This is a genomic window from Corynebacterium sp. MSK195 (assembly GCF_030228885.1).
Classification (GTDB): Bacteria; Actinomycetota; Actinomycetes; order Mycobacteriales; family Mycobacteriaceae; genus Corynebacterium.
This window is the reverse complement of the sequence record NZ_JASPGT010000006.1, coordinates 100,309-117,850: the sequence shown is the minus strand read 5'-3', so window position 1 is coordinate 117,850 and position 17,542 is coordinate 100,309. Positions and strand designations below refer to the sequence as shown.

The 17,542-nt window shown below is 59.9% G+C and carries 15 protein-coding genes; 5 read left to right on the top strand and 10 right to left on the bottom strand.

The window, feature by feature from the left end; translation table 11 throughout:
• Positions 1 to 72: 72 nt before the first annotated feature.
• Positions 73 to 1,116 carry an RNase H family protein gene (locus QP909_RS07635; protein ID WP_284766774.1) on the bottom strand — a complete coding sequence of 348 codons (1,044 nt, stop codon included), beginning with the start codon at positions 1,114 to 1,116 and terminating at the stop codon, positions 73 to 75.
• A 251-nt stretch (positions 1,117 to 1,367) separates the two neighbouring features.
• On the opposite strand from QP909_RS07635, the gene QP909_RS07630 reads away from it, so the two are divergent.
• The 3 genes from QP909_RS07630 to QP909_RS07620 all read left to right on the top strand — a co-directional run bounded on the left by QP909_RS07630 (position 1,368) and on the right by QP909_RS07620 (position 4,391).
• Positions 1,368 to 2,270: a DUF559 domain-containing protein gene (locus tag QP909_RS07630; protein ID WP_284766773.1), complete on the top strand. Its 903-nt coding sequence runs from the start codon at positions 1,368 to 1,370 to the stop codon at positions 2,268 to 2,270.
• 187 nt (positions 2,271 to 2,457) lie between these two features.
• Positions 2,458 to 3,621 carry an NRAMP family divalent metal transporter gene (locus QP909_RS07625; RefSeq protein ID WP_156794305.1) on the top strand — a complete coding sequence of 388 codons (1,164 nt, stop codon included), beginning with the start codon at positions 2,458 to 2,460 and terminating at the stop codon, positions 3,619 to 3,621.
• A complete protein-coding gene (locus QP909_RS07620) occupies positions 3,621 to 4,391 on the top strand; it encodes a putative hydro-lyase (RefSeq protein ID WP_225745856.1) in 771 nt (256 codons plus the stop codon). The genes QP909_RS07625 and QP909_RS07620 overlap by 1 nt, the downstream gene beginning before the upstream one ends.
• On the opposite strand, the gene QP909_RS07615 is transcribed toward QP909_RS07620, so the two are convergent.
• From QP909_RS07615 to QP909_RS07590, 6 genes are all read right to left on the bottom strand, one after another.
• The gene (locus tag QP909_RS07615; protein WP_284766772.1) at positions 4,388 to 5,008 is read right to left on the bottom strand and encodes a GntR family transcriptional regulator; all 621 of its coding nucleotides are present in this window, start codon (positions 5,006 to 5,008) and stop codon (positions 4,388 to 4,390) included. The genes QP909_RS07620 and QP909_RS07615 overlap by 4 nt on opposite strands.
• A 68-nt stretch (positions 5,009 to 5,076) precedes the next feature.
• Positions 5,077 to 6,858 (bottom strand): acetyl/propionyl/methylcrotonyl-CoA carboxylase subunit alpha, encoded by a 1,782-nt coding sequence (locus QP909_RS07610; protein ID WP_284766771.1) that lies wholly within the window; start codon positions 6,856 to 6,858, stop codon positions 5,077 to 5,079.
• The gene (locus tag QP909_RS07605; RefSeq protein WP_284766770.1) at positions 6,848 to 8,422 is read right to left on the bottom strand and encodes a 5-oxoprolinase subunit B/C family protein; all 1,575 of its coding nucleotides are present in this window, start codon (positions 8,420 to 8,422) and stop codon (positions 6,848 to 6,850) included. Before QP909_RS07605 ends, QP909_RS07610 begins: the two co-directional genes overlap by 11 nt.
• Positions 8,422 to 9,183 (bottom strand): LamB/YcsF family protein, encoded by a 762-nt coding sequence (locus QP909_RS07600; protein ID WP_284766769.1) that lies wholly within the window; start codon positions 9,181 to 9,183, stop codon positions 8,422 to 8,424. Before QP909_RS07600 ends, QP909_RS07605 begins: the two co-directional genes overlap by 1 nt.
• Before the next feature lie 212 nt (positions 9,184 to 9,395).
• Positions 9,396 to 9,968 carry a CAP domain-containing protein gene (locus tag QP909_RS07595; RefSeq protein WP_284766768.1) on the bottom strand — a complete coding sequence of 191 codons (573 nt, stop codon included), beginning with the start codon at positions 9,966 to 9,968 and terminating at the stop codon, positions 9,396 to 9,398.
• A gap of 532 nt (positions 9,969 to 10,500) precedes the next feature.
• Complete coding sequence (locus QP909_RS07590) at positions 10,501 to 12,399, bottom strand: fructose-specific PTS transporter subunit EIIC (protein WP_284766767.1); 1,899 nt, start codon at positions 12,397 to 12,399, stop codon at positions 10,501 to 10,503.
• A 104-nt stretch (positions 12,400 to 12,503) separates the two neighbouring features.
• Between QP909_RS07590 and QP909_RS07585 the strand changes: the two genes are divergently transcribed.
• Positions 12,504 to 13,013: a 2'-5' RNA ligase family protein gene (locus QP909_RS07585; protein ID WP_284766766.1), complete on the top strand. Its 510-nt coding sequence runs from the start codon at positions 12,504 to 12,506 to the stop codon at positions 13,011 to 13,013.
• On the opposite strand, the gene QP909_RS07580 is transcribed toward QP909_RS07585, so the two are convergent.
• The 3 genes from QP909_RS07580 to QP909_RS07570 form a co-directional block, all read right to left on the bottom strand.
• Positions 13,010 to 14,203 (bottom strand): amidase, encoded by a 1,194-nt coding sequence (locus QP909_RS07580; RefSeq protein ID WP_284766765.1) that lies wholly within the window; start codon positions 14,201 to 14,203, stop codon positions 13,010 to 13,012. The two genes, QP909_RS07585 and QP909_RS07580, sit on opposite strands and share 4 nt — an antisense overlap.
• Before the next feature lie 135 nt (positions 14,204 to 14,338).
• The gene (locus QP909_RS07575) at positions 14,339 to 15,244 is read right to left on the bottom strand and encodes a polysaccharide lyase family protein (protein ID WP_284766764.1); all 906 of its coding nucleotides are present in this window, start codon (positions 15,242 to 15,244) and stop codon (positions 14,339 to 14,341) included.
• 21 nt (positions 15,245 to 15,265) lie between these two features.
• Entirely contained in the window at positions 15,266 to 16,816 is a 1,551-nt protein-coding gene (locus tag QP909_RS07570) for an alkaline phosphatase D family protein (RefSeq protein WP_284766763.1), read from the bottom strand.
• Between the two features lie 466 nt (positions 16,817 to 17,282).
• Here QP909_RS07570 and QP909_RS07565 point away from each other — a divergent pair, with 466 nt between their 5' ends.
• On the top strand, positions 17,283 to 17,501 hold the full coding sequence (locus QP909_RS07565) for a hypothetical protein (RefSeq protein WP_284766762.1): 219 nt from the start codon (positions 17,283 to 17,285) through the stop codon (positions 17,499 to 17,501).
• Positions 17,502 to 17,542: the final 41 nt, after the last annotated feature.

The following is a 17,542-nucleotide window of genomic DNA, read 5'->3' as shown; positions in this document are numbered from 1 at the left end:
GGCCGCCTCAGATCGGCCCTAACTCTCTCAATTCGGCCTGATCAGATCAGTCCTAAGCCCTAAGCGTTCGGATCACAACGCCGAGAGAGCTTTCTGAATCCCGTCGCGCAGCGTCTCGCGAGACTGTTTCATCGGATGCGCAATCGCGCGCAACCCCATGTACGCAATCTGGTCGGCCGCCCGATTCAGCGGATCCCCCGCATGCCCGAGCACGCGCCGGATATCGACCTCGCATTGACCTTGGATATCACCCCAAGCTTGCTGGAATCGGGACCGCGCACCCGAAGACACCCCTCGCCACGTGCGCCCCGGCCGCGATGCTTTAGAGCCGCGCTTATGCACAATCTGCTCGACCGCCTCCAAAGCGGCTACGGAATCGGACTCAATGACGGCCTTGCGCGCACCCACCTTGAGCAGGTATTTCAGTGCGAGAGTCAGTGCTTCGAGCTCAAGCTCATCCGTGCTCGCCTTGGTTTCTCGAGTCCGTAACCGGTAGTCGCCGTTGCCCGCAACGAAGCACATCGACCCCTTGAATACGGTATCCGAGGAAGCATCGGTAGCTATGCGCACCACGTCGCCCTTGGGCCATGAGGAGGCGCGCGAGAAGTTCGGCCACCAGTGTGCTTTCGGCGTCTCTACTTGTGCCGCTTGCTTCTTTTTCGGCGCCTCACCCATCTTGCGCGCCTTGCGAGCGGTCAGGCCGGCTTGTTTTCTGCGCACGGAGCTCGCGCTTTTCGACGCCCTATTTTCTCCCGCAAAGCTTCCCGTCACCGTGAAACCGTCAGCCGTGAGTGCCGCTCGCAACGCATTCTGCCTGCGACCAGTGACAATCCATACCCGCCCGTTGAGTCCCCTGAGCGCGCGTTTGACCTCGCGCACGGCGATATCGACGATATCGCCCTTCTTCGTTTGGCCGCGGCGCACAAAACGCGTCTGCTTGGTATTGACTGCGATGACCCAGCCTTCGATGGTGCCGTTGGGGGCGGAATCCCAACGCTCGTCCCAGAGCGCGACCGCAACATGGATTGGTGCCGAGACCATGTCCGAGGTGATCTTGCGGGTGCCGTAGGTGCGCGATTGCGTACCGGTTAGTTCTGAGAGCTCGATGGGTTCCATTATCTCTAGTAAAGCACGGTTAACCGCGCTGCTGAACCATCCCCCACACCGCCAACCTGAACTGCTTCCCCTTAGGTCGAATGTGATCGAGCCGATCTGAGCACAACCCGCCCTCAATTCAGCCTCAACGCCCTCAATTCGGCCCGATCACCTTGGACCTAACGTTCCGCCCCTCACTCAAGGTCCTCGGAAGTTCACCTTCCTGAGCCTCATGACACGTGCCCCGCCCCGCCAGCCGCGAAGATGAAACCATGATTACAGATCACTTCATCAACCTTCGTTACGCCGGAGCCGAAAGCCCGCACCATTTAGCCCTCCAGCGCGGTGAGCTCACCCAGATAGCGCCCTGGGTCGCCGTTCCTACGGCCACCTGGAGGCAATGGGTGCGCCATAAACAACAATTCGCCAAAGTAGTCGCTGCCGGGTGGAGCACTCACCGCGCCGTCCTCATCAGCAAATCGGCCGCGCGGCTGTGGGGAATGTGGGTAATTTCCGGGGAAGGGGAGGAGGTGGAGTTAGCGGTGCCTTCGGGAAGCGTTCCCCCTCGCAGGCTTACCGCGAACGACTATCGGTACCGTCGGGTAAAGTCCCTCCAGGAATCCACGGTGTCAATAGCGGGTGTGCGTGCCACGAATCCCGCCCGCACCTGTCTCGAAATCGCCCGGCTACACGGATTCCCAGATGGCCTGGTAGCTACCGATTCTGTCCTCAGGCAACATGACGTCACCACATATGACTTGCACGAAGAACTAGCAAAGATGCGGCGCACGAGGGGACAAGCAGCCATGCGTAAGGTTATCGAGCACGCGTATGGCGGATCGGAATCGCCCTATGAGTCCTATCTGCGAGCACTCATTATTGAGCGGTTCCCGCAGGTGAAAATTGAGCCGCAGAAACCGCTGCTCGGGAAATATCGGGCGGATCTCTGTCTCGATGGTTGGCTGGTGCTTGAGGTCGATGGCGATGCCAAGTATGACGGTACCTATGGCGAGGCGCCCTCCCACGTGGTAAAGCAGCAGATAAAGAGGCAGCGAGCGCTAGAAAACCGCGGATACGTGGTGCTGCGCTATGGTTCCAGCGAGGTGAAAGCGTCGGACGAGGCATTGCGGATAATCGCTAGCCACCTGGGAAAACGCGGCAGGAAAGTAGCCTAGATCACCCCCGCGTCACCCCACAACGCATAAAAGTTGTTGAACAAAAGGCAAAGCAACCTTTAAGATGATGCGCATCACAAATTAATGCGACCTGCATCACGAAAGGTGAAATCTAGTGAGTGCTGAGACATCACACGCCACTCCGGCGCAGGCGGGGGATAAGACCCCGCCCAAGGGCCTCGGCGCCATGGCTGGTGCCATGTTCCTTATGGCCACCTCCGCCATCGGTCCGGGATTTTTGACCCAGACCTCGGTCTTTACCGTGCAGATGGGCGCGTCCTTCGCATTTGCGATCATGCTGTCCATCCTCGTTGACATCGCCATCCAGCTCAATGTGTGGCGAGTTCTCTGCGTGACCGGCATGCGCGCCAACACTTTGGGTAATACCGTGCTCCCCGGCCTGGGCTGGGTGCTTGCCGTATTCGTGTTTATCGGTGGCGCGGTCTTTAATATCGGCAATATCGCCGGTTCTGGACTGGGCATTAACGCGATGCTGGGCATCGACTCGCGCATCGGCGGCGTCATTGCCGCGGCCATCGCGATCTTCATCTTCCTCTCCAAGAAGGCGGGCATGGCGCTTGACCGCCTCGTCGCGGTCCTCGGCGCGGTCATGATCCTGCTGATGCTCTACGTTGCGGTGGTCAGCCAGCCACCGGTGGGGGAGGCGCTCAAGAATACCGTCGCGCCGGGCGAGATCGACTTCTTCGTCATCACCACCATCATCGGCGGCACCGTGGGCGGCTATATCACCTTTGCCGGCGCGCACCGCCTCATCGATTCCGGCCACACCGGCGTGGAAAACGTCAAGAACATTACCTATACCTCGGTAAGCGGCATCGTGGTCACCGGCATCATGCGCATGCTCCTCTTCTTGGCGGTTCTCGGTGTGGTGGCCACCGGCGTGGCGCTCTCGGATGACAACACCGCGGCGGATGCCTTCTACAATGCCGCCGGTGAGTTTGGCTTGCGCGCCTTCGGCGTGGTCCTCTTCGCGGCCGGTTTGTCCTCGGTAATCGGCGCCGCCTATACTTCGGTATCCTTTGTGACTTCCCAGGATACCTCGACGCGCACCCGCAATATCCTCACCATCATCTTCATTGCGGTGTGCACGGTAGTCTTTGTGGCCATCAACTCCGCGCCGCAGAAGTTGCTCATCTTTGCCGGCGCCATCAATGGCCTGATCCTACCTATCGGTTTCGCCCTCGTGATGTGGGTGGCCTGGTTCCGCCGCGACCTCCTGCAAGGCTATAAGTATCCCAAGTGGTTGCTGGTTATCGGCGCCCTGGCGTGGGTACTTACCATCTTCATCGGCTTCAAGGCTTTCTCCGGCATTACCGAGCTGTGGGCATAATGCAGACCCCGGAGCAGGTGCGCGAGTATGCGCGCAGCCATGACATGGCCACCACCGCCGGGCATGCCCGCGGTTTCATGCAGGCTAACCTGCTGGCCGTGCCGCAGGAATACGCGTTTGATTTCTTGCTCTTTGCCCAGCGCAATCCCAAACCGTGCCCGATTGTGGGCGTGCTGGAAGCTGGTCAGTACACCTCCGAGCTGCTGCCGGGTGGGGACATCCGCACCGATATTCCGGCCTACCGCGTTTTTGAAAACGGCGAGCATACAGCCACGCTTGCCGACGCCACCTCGTACTACACCCCAGACATGGTCAGTTTCCTTATTGGTTGCTCTTTTACCTTTGAGACGGCGCTGCAGGATAACGGCATTGAGGTCGCGCACATTGCTCAGCAGCGCAACGTGCCGATGTTTAAAACCACGATTCCCACCACCCCGGCCGGTGTCTTTTCTGGGCCCATGGTGGTCTCCATGCGCCCGATTCCGGCCGCGCAAGTCTCCGATGCCGTGCGGATTACCTCCCGTTACCCATCAGTTCACGGCGCCCCGGTCCACGTAGGTGACCCGGCGGCCATTGGCATTGAGGATTTAAACCGCCCGGACTTTGGTGATCCGGGCGAAGTGCCGGAGGGCTGCCTGCCAGTCTTTTGGGCCTGTGGTGTGACCCCGCAGGCCATCGTGATGGAATCCAAGCCGCGCTTAGCTATTACGCACGCACCGGGCCAGATGCTCGTGACCAACGCCCGGGATCAAGATTTTCTCATTCCTTAATCGTCTAGCACGGCGAGGATCTTCTCGCAGGTATTCATGAGGCTGTCATGCGCGAGTGTGGCGGCCTCGAGGCGTTTTCCGTCCGCGATGAGCGTGGCCAAGGTGATATTTCCTTGAATGTGGTCCGCATGCAGCTGCGGATAGCGCGGAATGGCTAGCAAGAAGGTGAGCCGCATGCGGGCGAGCAGATTATCCATCTGCTCATTGAGCGTAGGCGAGCCCAGCGCGGCGACCAGCGTGCGGTGGAAGCGTTGGTTAATGGCGGAGACTTCCTGGTGCTCGCCGCGTGCCGCGTAGTCGAAGGCGGAGGAGGTGAGGGTGACGAGCGAGGGGGCATCAGCAAACTCGCCCCAGCGCACCGCCGCGGGCTCGATAGCCGCGCGAGCAGCAAAGAGGTCGCGGATATAGTCTGCATCCGGCGTCGCGAGGAAGACGCCGCGATTAGGGATGCGCTCGACAATGCGCTCCGCGGCAAGCCTGGTGAAGGACTCGCGGAGGGTATTGCGCGAGCAGTTAAAGCGTTCGGCCGCTTTGACTTCGCTGAGCTGCTCGCCCGGCTGAAACTCGCCGGCGGAGATGGCCTCGCGCAACTCGGAGGCGACAGACTGGGAAAGCATGACCACAACTGTACTAAAAAGTTATGCACCTCACATTGAAGATGAGGTGCATAACGATGGCGAGAGCGCTAATCGATGGTCGCGATGACCTTGGAGGAATCCAGACGGTCACCCTCGGAGGCCAGGAGCTTGATGGTACCGCCGCGTGGAGCCTTGATGGCTGATTCCATCTTCATGGCCTCGACGGTGGCGATGGCATCGCCCTCGGCCACGGTATCGCCGTCCGCAACGTTCCAGGCCACTAGGTTGGCCTCGAACGGGGAGGTAACCGCATTGTCATCGGTAGACTGTGCGCCGGCCGAAGACGGCGCGGTGGAGGCAGAACCACCGGCCGAGCCGGCGCCCGGCGCGGCGAGGAAATCGACGGGCACGCCGACGTTGACCAGCTTGCCGTCGATTTCTACGGCCACATTGCGGCGCTGGGTGTAAATGGCCTCGACCTTTTCCACCTGGTTGGCGGCAGACGGACGGTAGTTGTGATCCACCCAGTCCGTAAACACGCCGATTTCGGAGGCACCAGCGGCAGCGGTGTCCTCGGCCGGTGCGGCAGTGCCGATGAGTGCAGGCTCATCCATCATGTCGCGGTGGAACGGCAGTACAGTGCGCACGCCAGTAACGGTGAACTCGCGCAGGGCAAAGCGGGCGCGGGCTAGGGCGATCTCGCGGGTTGGGCCCCACACCACGAGCTTGGCAATCAGGGAGTCATAGTACGGAGGGATGATCGATCCGGAGCGCACCGCGGAATCTACGCGGATGCCCGGGCCGGTGGGCGGCTCGAAGGAGACGATAGTACCAGGGCACGGGGCGAAGCCATTGAGAATGTCCTCGGCATTGATACGGAACTCAAAAGCATGGCCCTGAGACTGCGGATCCTCATCGAAGGACAGCGGCTCGCCGGCCGCAATGCGGAATTGCTCGGCGATGATATCGGTGCCGGTGACTACCTCGGTAACTGGGTGCTCGACCTGGACGCGGGTATTGACCTCGAGGAAGGAAATGGTGCCGTCCTCGGAGACAATGTATTCCACGGTGCCGGCGCCGGTGTAGCCCACCTTGGAGCAAATGGAGCGGGCGCCTTCGATGATGCCGTTGCGTTGGGCGTCGGAAAGCGCGGGCGCCGGAGCCTCCTCAATGAGCTTTTGGAAGCGGCGCTGGGTGGAGCAATCGCGGGTGCCGAGCACGCGCACATTGCCGTGCGTATCGGCCAGCACCTGGGCCTCCACGTGGCGCGGGTGGGTGAGGAACTTCTCCACGTAGCACTCGGCGCGGCCGAAAGCCTCCATGGCCTCGCGCCCGGCGGAGTTGAACGCGCCCTCGATCTCTTCCATGTTGTCCACGACCTTCAAGCCGCGTCCGCCGCCGCCATAAGCGGCCTTGATGGCAATGGGCAGGCCGTGTTCTTCGGCGAAGGCGCGGGCCTCCTGCCAGTCATCGATGGGATCGGAGGTACCCGGTGCCAGCGGCGCGCCGACCTCCTCGGCCACGCGGCGCGCTGCAATCTTGTCACCGAGCAATTCGATGGACTCCGGGGAAGGGCCAATCCAGATCATGCCGGCCTCGGTAACCGTGCGGGCAAAGTCGGCGTTCTCGGACAAGAAGCCGTAGCCCGGGTGGATGGCATCGGCGCCGGCGCGCACCGCGATATCGAGCAGCGCGGGCACGTTCATGTAGGTATCGGCCGCGGTATTGCCCGGCAGCGCATAGGCTTCATCCGCTACCTGGGTATGCAAGGCACCAGCATCCGCTTCGGAATAAATGGCGATGGACTTAATGCCCAGGTCGCGGGCGACACGGGCGATGCGCACGGCAATCTCGCCGCGGTTAGCAATGAGGACGGTTTTAATCTGCATTCTGTTCTCCAGTGTTCAAGGCTTGGGGTGCTACGAGTTCAAAGTTCACGCGCGCGCCGGGTGGCAGCTGCGCAGCAATATCAATATCTTCTTCCAATACGGTGGCGATGACCGGGTAACCGCCGGTCACGGCATGATCACGGAGGAAGACCACGGGCTTGCCATTGGGTGGGATTTGGATCGAGCCGGCGACCATGCCCTCGGAGGGGAGCTCTCCGTCTTTAACGCGCTCAATCGGCTCTTCGCCATCGAGGCGCAGGCCCACGCGGTTGGAATCCGAGGTGACGGTCCACTCGGTATCCAGGAAGGCGGAGACATTATCGCCAAACCAGTCATCGCGCGGTCCAAGTACGCAGCGCAAGGTGGCGCGGGTTTTGCCGTCGGAGCTTTCAGAAACGCGCAGTGGGTTGGCTAGCTGGGCGTCGGTCATGCCGGTAGAGCGCGGCAGCACGCCGATGACATCGCCGGTGGTGACCGGGTCCGGGCCAAGGCCAGAAAGGACGTCGGTGGCCGCGGAGCCGAGCTCGGATTCAGCGATGATGCCGCCGCGGATGGCCACGTAATTGCGCATGCCTACCGTTGCAGGGTCCACCGTGACGGTTTGCCCGGCCGTGACCAGCACAGGGCGAGCAAGGTGAACCGGCATCTCGCCGAGGCGCACACGCGCGGTCGCGCCGGTGACGCAAATGACGGTATCGGTGAGCGCGTGGAGCTTAATGCCGCCGATATTCTCCAGCACTGTTGCCCCGCGCGGGTTGCCCACGGCCACATTGGCGGTCGCGGCGGCGGCGCGGTCGGCGGCACCGGAGGGGGTCACGCCGAGATCGCCCACACCGGGGCGTCCCAAATCTTGGTAGAGGGTGAGCAAGCCGGCATCGATAACCTCCATGCGCGGCAAGCGGGCAGGGGCGCGCTTCGAGCGGGAAGAGTGATCAACAAGCTCCGGCAGCTTATCCACGCTGCGATAGCGCACGCGGTCACCAGGCTGCACCAAAGCCGGCGGGTTGGCATTGGAATCCCACATCGGCGTATTGGTGGTACCCAAAAGCTGCCAGCCGCCCGGGGAAACGCGCGGGTACACCGCGGAAAACTCACCCGCGATACCTACGGCACCGGCCGGCACCGCGGTACGGGGACTGGAGCGGCGTGGCACAGCACGCGCCTGGGAGGGGTCCGACGGCGCACAGTAGGTAAAGCCAGGGGCAAAGCCACCGAATGCCGCGGTCCACTCGGTAGAGGTATGCCAGTTTATGAGCGCTTCGCGCGAAAGCCCCAGCAGGTCCGCGGCCTCGTCCACATCCTCGCCGTCATAGAGCACATCGATTTCTACCGTGCGGGCCTCCGCAGCCGTCGCGGCGGCAGGGGAGAAGTCCTGCAGGAATTCGGCCGCATCGCGCGCCGAATCCGGCGCTTCAAACGTCAGTAGCAGGGTGGTGGCGGCCGCGATGCAGTCCACCTGATTCTTCAAAGGCTTGGCAGAAAGCGCCGCGTGCCAATCCATGACCTGGTTCAATCCATCCAGGTCAATGAGCAACGCGCGCGTGCCCACAAAATTAATGTGCATTAGATAAAGCTCCGAATCTCGATGCCTTCTTCCTGCAGGCGCTCCACCACACCGCGCAGCAGCTTCACCGCGCCAGGCGAATCACCGTGGGTGCATACGGATTGCGCATCCACCTCAAGCTTCGTGCCATCCACGGCCGTAATCGACCCGGTCTGTGCTACCTCCAGTACTCGCTGTACCACCTCATCGGCGCTGCCGAGCACCGCATTGGCTTCCTTGCGTGAGACCAGCGTGCCATCGGGATTGTAGTTGCGGTCCGCAAAGGCCTCACGGATGACGGTAAGCCCGCTGCGCTTGGCGACGTCCACCGCTACACCCCCAGGCAGCAACATCACCGGCAAGTCTCCAAAGGCCTTAATGCCCTTGATGACGGCTTCTGCCTGCGCCTCATCTTTCACGATCGCGTTATACATCGCACCGTGCGGTTTTACATAGGAGACCTTGGTGCCATTGGCACGGGCCAAAGCGTCGAGCGCGCCAATTTGGTAGGTCACCTCGTCTGCAAGCTCGTCCGGGTTGTAATCGATAAAACGGCGGCCGAAACCCGCGGCGTCGTTATAACCCACGTGCGCGCCTACGGTCACGCCTGCTTCTGCGGCCGCCTTGAGCGTGCCGGCAATCGAGTGCGGATCGCCCGCATGGAAGCCCGTGGCCACGTTTGCGGAGGACACCATTTCCAGCATCGCTGCGTCATCTGCGACCGGATTGCCTGCAGTGGTTTCTCCCAAATCCGCATTGAGATCGATATGGAGCGAGGACATTCAACACCGTCCTTAAGATTGTTGAACAATTCGAATGTCATTAAGTGTAACCCTCGCCACTGCCATTTGTGAAGGCGGTTACGTTTCATTTACCCGCGTGTGCACCCCCACCCTGGCACGAGAAAACCGCCCCGCCCCGGGTGCGAGGTCCGGGAGGAGGCGGCATGGCCTGCTAGAGCCCAAGGGCTCGAAGGTCCTAGCTTGTGAAATCTTTAGCGTCCGTAGTTTTGGACAGCGTAGAGCTTGCCTTCAGAGTTAATGGCAACGCCGACTCCGATGGTCTTGGCGCGTGGGTCCAGCATAATCTTGCGGTGGCCCGGGGATTCGTACCAAAGCTTGACCAAGAGGGCATCGGAATAGTCGCTCCACGCCTGCAGGACATTCTCGCCGCCGGCCGGGATATTGGAAGGGTAGTAGTTCCAGTGCTGCGGGCGGTGGCTGAGCTTATCCGCGCGCACTAGCTGGTCGGCCCAATCTTGAGCCAGCCCATTGAGTGCGGCATTAGCGCGAACCGGGCGCAGGCCGTGCGCCTGGCGGTATTCGTTGGTGTGGTTGATGATGCTCTGCACGCGATTGGAAGCCGGAGCGGCGGGCTTCGCTGCTGTGGCCGGCGCGGCGGGAAGGTTTAGCGTCGGCACCGGAAGGTTCGCGCCTTTAAAGTCGCTCGAGGAACTTAGGGAGCTGGAGGCTTCAGCAGGTGCAACGCAAATTCCCAAAGTGATGGCTGCCGCAAGGGTGGGGGCTACAAATTTTTTGGTGGAGAAGCGAACAGCGGGGGTGAACATGAGCGGAACCTTTCTTCTGTAACCTGGCGGAGAATCAGGCGGGAAACTGGGAAAATTACAGGAAAAAATCCGTTCCCCTTTGTTTACAAGTTAATCAATTCCAGCGGATAAAAGCGACTTGAACAGCAATTATTAGAATATTTGAAGTTGATGTTCCGTATAACTAATTACTTCTTAGTTATTTCTCGAACTGAGTTAGGAAACTCCTGAAATCCCTCAGTTGGTTGCGTATTTCCCCTCCCCAACGGGGGTGGTCTCTAGTCAATGTCTTAGATTCTCGGAGAAGCAGTAAGTGCTTGAGTTTTGAGGGTGGAGTTTTAAGTCGGGCATAGGGAAATTCGTCCGTTTCTTGGTAGAACCTATAAAGATCATGAGATTTACTAGGCTGCTTAACCTCTACCTGTCCTTTGCTTCTATGGGTGTTGCCTGGCAGTTGTCTCTCGGCGTCGTTGTGTGCTCGGTGAACGGGGTTTAGAAAGGAATAAGAAAAGCGCCCGGCGATGAATCGCCGAGCGCCACATTGAGCAAAGTATTATGCCTTTGCGGGCGTTTCTGTCCCTTGAGAAGCTGGGGCAGGGGAAAGGGCCGAGGAAATGATCTCGGCTGCTTCCTTGCGGGTTTGTGCGCCATAAAGCTGGTTGCGGAAGTCTTCCTTCATAATGCTGCGCGCCAGCTTGGAGAGTAGCTTGAGGTGTTGCTTGCCGGCATTTTCAGGCACAGCGATAAGGAAGGCAAGATTAGTCGGTTCTTCGCCTTCTCCCCATGTAATACCTTCGGGTAGGCGCGCGAAGGCGAGAGTTGGTACCTTCACCCCGGCAGACCGAGCGTGCGGAATGGCCACGCCGTGACCCACACCAGTGGAACGGGTAGATTCGCGCTTCAATGCGGCGCTAGCGACCGCCTCTGCATCGGACATGCGCGCGGAGGTGAGCTTCACCATGGAGCGAATGACCTCTTCGCTAGAAGAACCCAGATCTTTATCGAGGCTAATCGTGTCGACAGCAACCAGCGGTTTGTCCTTGCGCTGCGTCAGTCCTACGAGCAGGAGAATAAGGCCAGCACAGACAGCGATGCCGGCAAGCATGGCGATAAAGAAGCCAACGACGTTATCTACCGCGCCGAGCACCGCGACGATGGGGCCGCCGTGCATAACGTGGTCTTGTGCACCGAAAAGACCGGCGAGTGCACCGGCTACGGCACCACCGGCAACATTGGCGGGGATAACTTGTAGCGGGCGTGCGGCCGCGAGCGGGATGGCGCCCTCGGTGATGCCGAAGAATCCCATGAACAATGCGGCGATGCCCGCATCATTTTCGGCCTTGGTAAACCAGCGGCGGCGCAGGAGCGTAGCTACGCCCACAGCGAGGGGAGGTACGGCAATCGCACATGCCGCCATGCCCATCGGCGCCGCATTGCCGGCCGCGATCATACCGCCGCCGAAGAGGAAGGCCGTTTTATTGAAGGGGCCACCCATATCGAAGGCGATCATGGCGCCCAGGATAAGGCCCAGCACGATGACGGAGGAGCCCTGCATTCCAGCGAGATAGTTGGTCATTGCCTCGAACGCGGCCGAGACCGGTGCGCCAATGAGCAAGATGAAGATGAGCCCCACGATGAGCGTGGTGAAAATCGGGATGACGATGATGGGCCAAATCGGTGCGATGAACTTGTGCACCGGAATCTTCTTAATAGCAAGAGCCACATAACCGGACAAAATACCGGTGACAATGCCACCCAAGAATCCGGCACCTGCCTCAGAACCGTAAAGCGAGCCGGTGGTGGCGATGAGTCCGGTAATAAGGCCAGGGGCAAGGCCCGGGCGATCCGCGATGCCCACTGCAATGTAGCCGGAGAGGACCGGGACCATCAGCGAGAACGCCAAAGCACCGAGCTCATTGACTGTGTTCCAGAAGCTATCTTCCGGAATCGCCATGCCCTCGGGCGTGGGCGTGCCGCCGATGGAGAGGGCGACTGCAATGAGCAGACCGCCGGTCACCACGAACGGGATCATGTGTGAGACGCCGTTCATCAGTGCCTTGTACAAGGTTTGACCTACGCTATTTTTGCGAGGCGTCTCTTCCTCCGTCTTCTCGGAAGATCCCTCCCAGCGCGAGGCGCTCAAGGACCTGCTGAGCAGTTCCTTCGGGTGTTTGATGGCCTCGTCCACGCCGGTGGCCTCGAGTCGCTTGCCGTGGAAGCGGTCCTTGGAAATGACCGTATCGGCACCAATGACAATGGCATCGGCTTCGTCGATATCTTGCTTGCTAAAGGTTCCCTCTACGCCGATGGAACCGTGAGTTTCAATCTTGATGCGATAGCCCAGCTCTTGGGCTGCGGCCTCGAGATTCTCGGCCGCCATGTAGGTATGCGCGATGCCCGTCGGACACGCCGTGATGGCGAGGATGAGGGGCGATGACTCTGAAGTGCTCATGACTCTCATTAAACGGCAATCGTTTGCGTTGACACAAGAGGAGGTTGCCTACTCGATGGCCGGTACGCTGGAGGCACTCCGCTATAGAAAGGGAACGCTCGCTCGTGAGTAAAACATCGCCGGATAATATCTTGCTCTACCTGCCGCAAACGCAGGAAGATCAGGTGCGCGACATCTTTGCCGGTCTTGCTGAGCGCGGCTTTCCAATCCAGCGGCAACGCCCGCACATCACGATCACTTTCTCCCCGGAAATGCAGCCGGAAGTGGTGGATTTGGCCGCCCAGCTGCTGCCGGCCGTTATCCCAGCGGATTTTCGTCGGGTAGGAAACGTCATTTTTGGCACCAAGCGTAAACAGACGGTGGCCTGGCTGCTGGAGACCACTGACGAGTTAGAGATTGCCGCGCGAAAAATCAGTGCCGCAAACCCGGACGGGCGTGGGCCGCGCTGGACTCCGCACCTGACCATGGGTTTGCGCCTGCCGCGCGAGGAGGTCCCCGGCTATATCCAAGCGATGGACGAGCTCACCTCAGCGCACTTCAAGGAACTTACCGCCGTCGAGGCCGCCTATTGGCGGCCGCGCACGCAGGAAAAGACCCTTCTAGCAGGGGCTTAGAGCAGGGCCTGCAGGGCACGGGCAACGCGCAGGACGGTCAGGTCCTCGCCCGGCTTGCCGACGACCTGCACGGCATCACCCACGCCTTCTTCCTCTTCGCCGCGCAGTGGCACCGTAATGGCCGGCCAGCCGAGCACATTGAACGGCTCGGTCCACCGCCGCAGGCTCGCGGCCGATTCCGCGGTATTGTCCGGGGTGATATCAGACCACTTGAGGGGGCCGGAATCGAGGGTAGGGGTGAGGATAATGGGGGCGTCGGCAAGCAGGGCAAGGGCCTCTTCGCGCAGCTTCTCTACGCCCCGTGCGGCCGCGTCGTAGTCTTCCTGGCTGATATCTTCCCCGCCCAGTACGCGCTGCAGAATCACGTCCTGGTACTTATCGCGCTGGTCCAGCAACGGCCGGTGGACGTCATAGACCTCCTTCAGGCGCATCGGCTCATAGAGCTCGGCCGTGGCGGCGATGGTGTCTTCCACATGCACGCCCTCGCTGAGTTCAAAGTCCGATCGCTCCAGCGCCGCTAACAGTTCAGCGAAACGCTCGCCCTTGGCCTTAAGGGCCGTGACATCAAGAGCAGAAACGTCCTGCGCCGCGGCCGGCTCCTCATCCGCAGTGGCAACAAAAGCCTGCTCAATCAGGTCAATCGAGCTGGCAAAGAAGCCAATGCAATCAAAGCTCGGGGCAAAGGGGAAGACACCTTCGACCGGAATTACCCCAAAGGTGGGCTTGAACCCCAGCACGCCCTGGCATGCGGCTGGCACGCGCACCGAGCCGGCGCTATCGGAGCCCACTGTAAGCTGCAGTGCTCCGCAAGCTACCAGCGCCGCCGAACCGGAGCTCGATCCGCCGCCGCACACCTCCGGATCACGCGGGTTAATCACGCGACCATAAGCCGAGGCATCGCCCAAAATGCCATAGGAAAATTCTTGCAGGTTCGCTTTCGCTACCGGCAGGGCACCCTTTGCCGTCAATCGCTGTACCACCGGGGCATCCTTGACCGGAGTGCGGCCCACATTCACCTCGGTGCCGCAGGTAGTCGACACCCCAGCAATATCCACGATGTCCTTGAACGCCACCGGCTGCCCCTTAAGCGTGGGCGATTCATCCACCGCGTGCTCATCAAACGGGATAACGGAAATCACCGCATTATGATTCTGCTGGGCACGGTTTAGGCGATCAGAAACAGTAGGCATATCGGGTGCTAAGTCCTTTCAACGTCGGCGTCGTGTGATGCCAACGATGTAATAGAAGGGGGCAGATGTTACTACCGTACATCAGGGTTTGGTGAACAATTTCCCGTTTCTGGGCAAAGCACTGATTCTAAAGTGTTACCTAGCAAAAATCCCCAGCGCATCCCAAGCTAGCCAGCCGCCTTCGCGCAGGGTGAAGACCAGCTGATTTTCACCTTCCTGCAAGGTGTTCTCTGGGAGCGCAAACTCGATAGCTGCGGGGCGCAGCGGGCTTGGTTCGCCGCTGGCATCGCCTTGGCGCGAACCCTTCGTTGCGCCCTGTGGGAGCTCCACTTGCTTATGAAAGTCATTGATCGTGACGTCGAGAATGCCGCCGAGCTTGGTGGTATCAATGAGCCACAGTGCCAGTGCCGCCTTCTCGGTGGGCTTATCCAATTTCACCGTCCACTTCAGCGTATAGGCCTTGCTGCCGGCCCACTTATCCCCGGGGCCGGGGAGGAGATAGGGGACGTCGGCAGGCGTAGCATCCGGTCCAACGGTGATTGTCTGGTCTGGGTGCGCGGTGACGATCTTCTTGTAGTCCTTTGGGGAATACTGAAACTCCGTTCCCTTTCGGTCAAAGGAACCGATCGTGGCTAGCGCTGTGCCAGCAGTGACCGAAGGCAGGGAGGTAGACGTCGCTTTGCCAGAAGGAGAGGACTCAGCACCGGCGGCATCAACCACCTTGACATAATAAGACCACTGTTCACCGGCAACATCGCGCCGGGAGTGACGGAAGAAGGGGAAGATGGTCTTGCCCAACAGCACGTCTACACCATTGGGATCAGTGCCGATGACGCGGTAGCGATCCAAAACGACGTCCCAGGAGGCAGGCTCCCAGGTGACGTAATTTTCCATGAGCTGCGGTTCTGCCTGAACACCGGTTGCGGCTGGCGGAGCAACTACCGCACCAGGAGCTGGGGTAGAGGAATCCTGGTTAGAAGAGTTCTTGCGGGAAGAACCGCGGCGAGAGGAAGAAGAGGAAAGCGAGCTAAAAAGTCCCATGATGAATTGTCCTTTCGGGGTTTAGAGGGAGCGCAACGTGTGCTCGCCGGCATTGGTGCGGAAGGAGAAAGCAGTCTCACGCGGGGCAGTATCATCGCGCTCAATCCACGGTACGACGACGAATTCGGAATCAAGGTGCTCGCGGGAAGCGCGCACCTTGATGTAGCCACGGCGCTTATCCATGGCCTTCACATATGGCTTTTCCAGCCACTCGGTGCTCTTGGAGCCGGCGAAGCCATCGCCATCGGAAGCAATGGAAGTAGCAACCAATTCCACGCCTACAGGCTGGCCGGATTCAGATTGGATTTCGGCAGCGCAGTGCTGATGAATATCGCCGGTGAAAACAATCGGGTCACTGACCTTGGAAAGGGATTCGATAAGCCGGTGACGCGCTGCGGGGAAGCCGTCCCATTGATCGGTGCTATCGGCGATCGGCACGACGACCACGCTATTGACCACCACGTTCCACTGTGCTGGGGAAGTGGCGAGCTTATCGTTGAGCCACTGCTCCTGCTCCGCGCCCAAGATGCTGGCATCTTCTGCAGATTCTTCGCGGTATTGGCGGGTATCGACCAGATTGAAACGCATTAGCGTGCCCACGTCGAAAGAATCGTAGATGCGGTTATTGGGGCCATCGGGAAGCGCGGGCGGAGCCACCGGAAGATTCTCATAGAAGGCGCGGTAGGCCGCTGCGCGCTGGTAGAGGAAGTGCTCGGCCTTGGTGCCAATCTCGGACCAATTACCGGCGTAGTTATTCTCTACTTCGTGGTCATCCCAAACAATCGCCATCGCGGCTCGTGCGTGAGCGGCCTGCAGGTGCTCATCGGACTTAAAGAGCGAGTAGCGCAGGCGATACTGCTCCAGCGTCTCCACCTTGGCCTTGAAAACGTCGGGCACGCTTGCGCCTTGGCGCCAGAGATTATCGCCTTCCACAATGCCGTATTCGTAAATGTAGTCGCCCACGAAAATCGTCATATCCAGGTCCGGTTCCTGCGCAATGTGCTTCCACGGGGTGAAATAGCCGTGGTACCACGCCTGGCAGGACGCTACGGTGAAGGTGAAATCATCCACCTTCGCATCCGGTGCCGGTAGAGTCTTAAACTGACCTACTGGGCTCACCTTGCCATCCACGCGGAAGCGATAAAAATACTCAGTGGCGGGCTCCAGCCCAGTCACCTGCGGGTGCACCGAGTGCGCCAGCTCTCGTTGAGCTAGGGCTTCGCCTTGCTTGACGACGTCCCCAAACCCCTCATCCTTCGCAACTTCCCACCCCACGCGAACATCGCCGCCGGTCATGCCGCCATGGCCATCCTCGGCCAGCGGTTCAGGGGCCAGGCGCGTCCACAAGATCATCGAATCGTGCCGCGGCGTGCCCGCTGCTACGCCTAGGCCAAAAAGCTCCGAATCCTGCGGATGATCCCCACCTTGCGAGGAACCCCATGAACTTAGACTCGACTGCGCACTTGCCTGCGCTGGGGCATTAATTCCCGCAGCCACTGCTGCTGCAGAAACACCAGCAATCTGCAGGAAATTACGACGATTAAAGGAAGGACGACTATTTGAATCAGACATACAAAGCTCCGTTAAAAGGTCTATAAGGAACTTTTCCAGCCTAAGTAGTTGCAGTGAATCGCTGGTTAATTCTGCGGCAATAGTAAGAGAACGTCAGTAAGCGCCTCGCTGCCATGGATCGTTCTCTCGGCAGTACTCCGGGGAGTTTGCGTTCACGCAATCCGCCCACCATTTATGTGCTCGCATATGTTCTGCTTCCACCTCGCCGGTCCTTGTCATCGCTGCAGGCAAATCCGAATCTGAACCCCCGTTCCCGCTGCCCGCCGGGGAGGAGCACTGAGATGGATCGGAGACGTAGTGATCCGTTTGCGGGCACCGGTAGGGGTATTTTGCCATCTGCTCGTCGTGGAGGTTTTGGCATTCTTGCGCCCAACGGATAGTTCCATCGCTGTACCAGCCGTTGGTGGTCCAGCTACCGCCGCCATAGACGCACTCGGTAAGGGTGGGTTCTGCGGTGGATTCGGCGGTGTTCGTTAGGGGAGCGTCGGCAAGCGAAGGCTTAGCTTCCGCTGTCGGTTGTGGCTCCGAAGAGGTCCTTTCCGGGGCAGAGCTTGTGGAACTAGAGCTGATAGTAGAACTATCGGCCGTGCTTGAGGTGCTAGGCGTCGTCGTTTCTTCCGGCTGTGACTCCGGAGAGGAACAGGAAGCTAAAGAAAGTATCACCGTTGCGACAGCGGCGATGTAGGAGAGAATCTTCATAATCTATGGATAGTAGACAATGAGAAA

Excerpts from the sequence above, each read along its gene's own strand:
- QP909_RS07635 (WP_284766774.1), bottom strand. The coding sequence starts at position 1,116 with ATGGAACCCATCGAGCTCTCAGAACTAACCGGTACGCAATCGCGCACC.
- QP909_RS07630 (WP_284766773.1), top strand. The coding sequence starts at position 1,368 with ATGATTACAGATCACTTCATCAACCTTCGTTACGCCGGAGCCGAAAGC.
- QP909_RS07625 (WP_156794305.1), top strand. The coding sequence starts at position 2,458 with ATGGCTGGTGCCATGTTCCTTATGGCCACCTCCGCCATCGGTCCGGGA.
- QP909_RS07620 (WP_225745856.1), top strand. The coding sequence starts at position 3,621 with ATGCAGACCCCGGAGCAGGTGCGCGAGTATGCGCGCAGCCATGACATG.
- QP909_RS07615 (WP_284766772.1), bottom strand. The coding sequence starts at position 5,008 with ATGCTTTCCCAGTCTGTCGCCTCCGAGTTGCGCGAGGCCATCTCCGCC.
- QP909_RS07610 (WP_284766771.1), bottom strand. The coding sequence starts at position 6,858 with ATGCAGATTAAAACCGTCCTCATTGCTAACCGCGGCGAGATTGCCGTG.
- QP909_RS07605 (WP_284766770.1), bottom strand. The coding sequence starts at position 8,422 with ATGCACATTAATTTTGTGGGCACGCGCGCGTTGCTCATTGACCTGGAT.
- QP909_RS07600 (WP_284766769.1), bottom strand. The coding sequence starts at position 9,183 with ATGTCCTCGCTCCATATCGATCTCAATGCGGATTTGGGAGAAACCACT.
- QP909_RS07595 (WP_284766768.1), bottom strand. The coding sequence starts at position 9,968 with ATGTTCACCCCCGCTGTTCGCTTCTCCACCAAAAAATTTGTAGCCCCC.
- QP909_RS07590 (WP_284766767.1), bottom strand. The coding sequence starts at position 12,399 with ATGAGCACTTCAGAGTCATCGCCCCTCATCCTCGCCATCACGGCGTGT.
- QP909_RS07580 (WP_284766765.1), bottom strand. The coding sequence starts at position 14,203 with ATGCCTACTGTTTCTGATCGCCTAAACCGTGCCCAGCAGAATCATAAT.
- QP909_RS07575 (WP_284766764.1), bottom strand. The coding sequence starts at position 15,244 with ATGGGACTTTTTAGCTCGCTTTCCTCTTCTTCCTCTCGCCGCGGTTCT.
- QP909_RS07570 (WP_284766763.1), bottom strand. The coding sequence starts at position 16,816 with ATGTCTGATTCAAATAGTCGTCCTTCCTTTAATCGTCGTAATTTCCTG.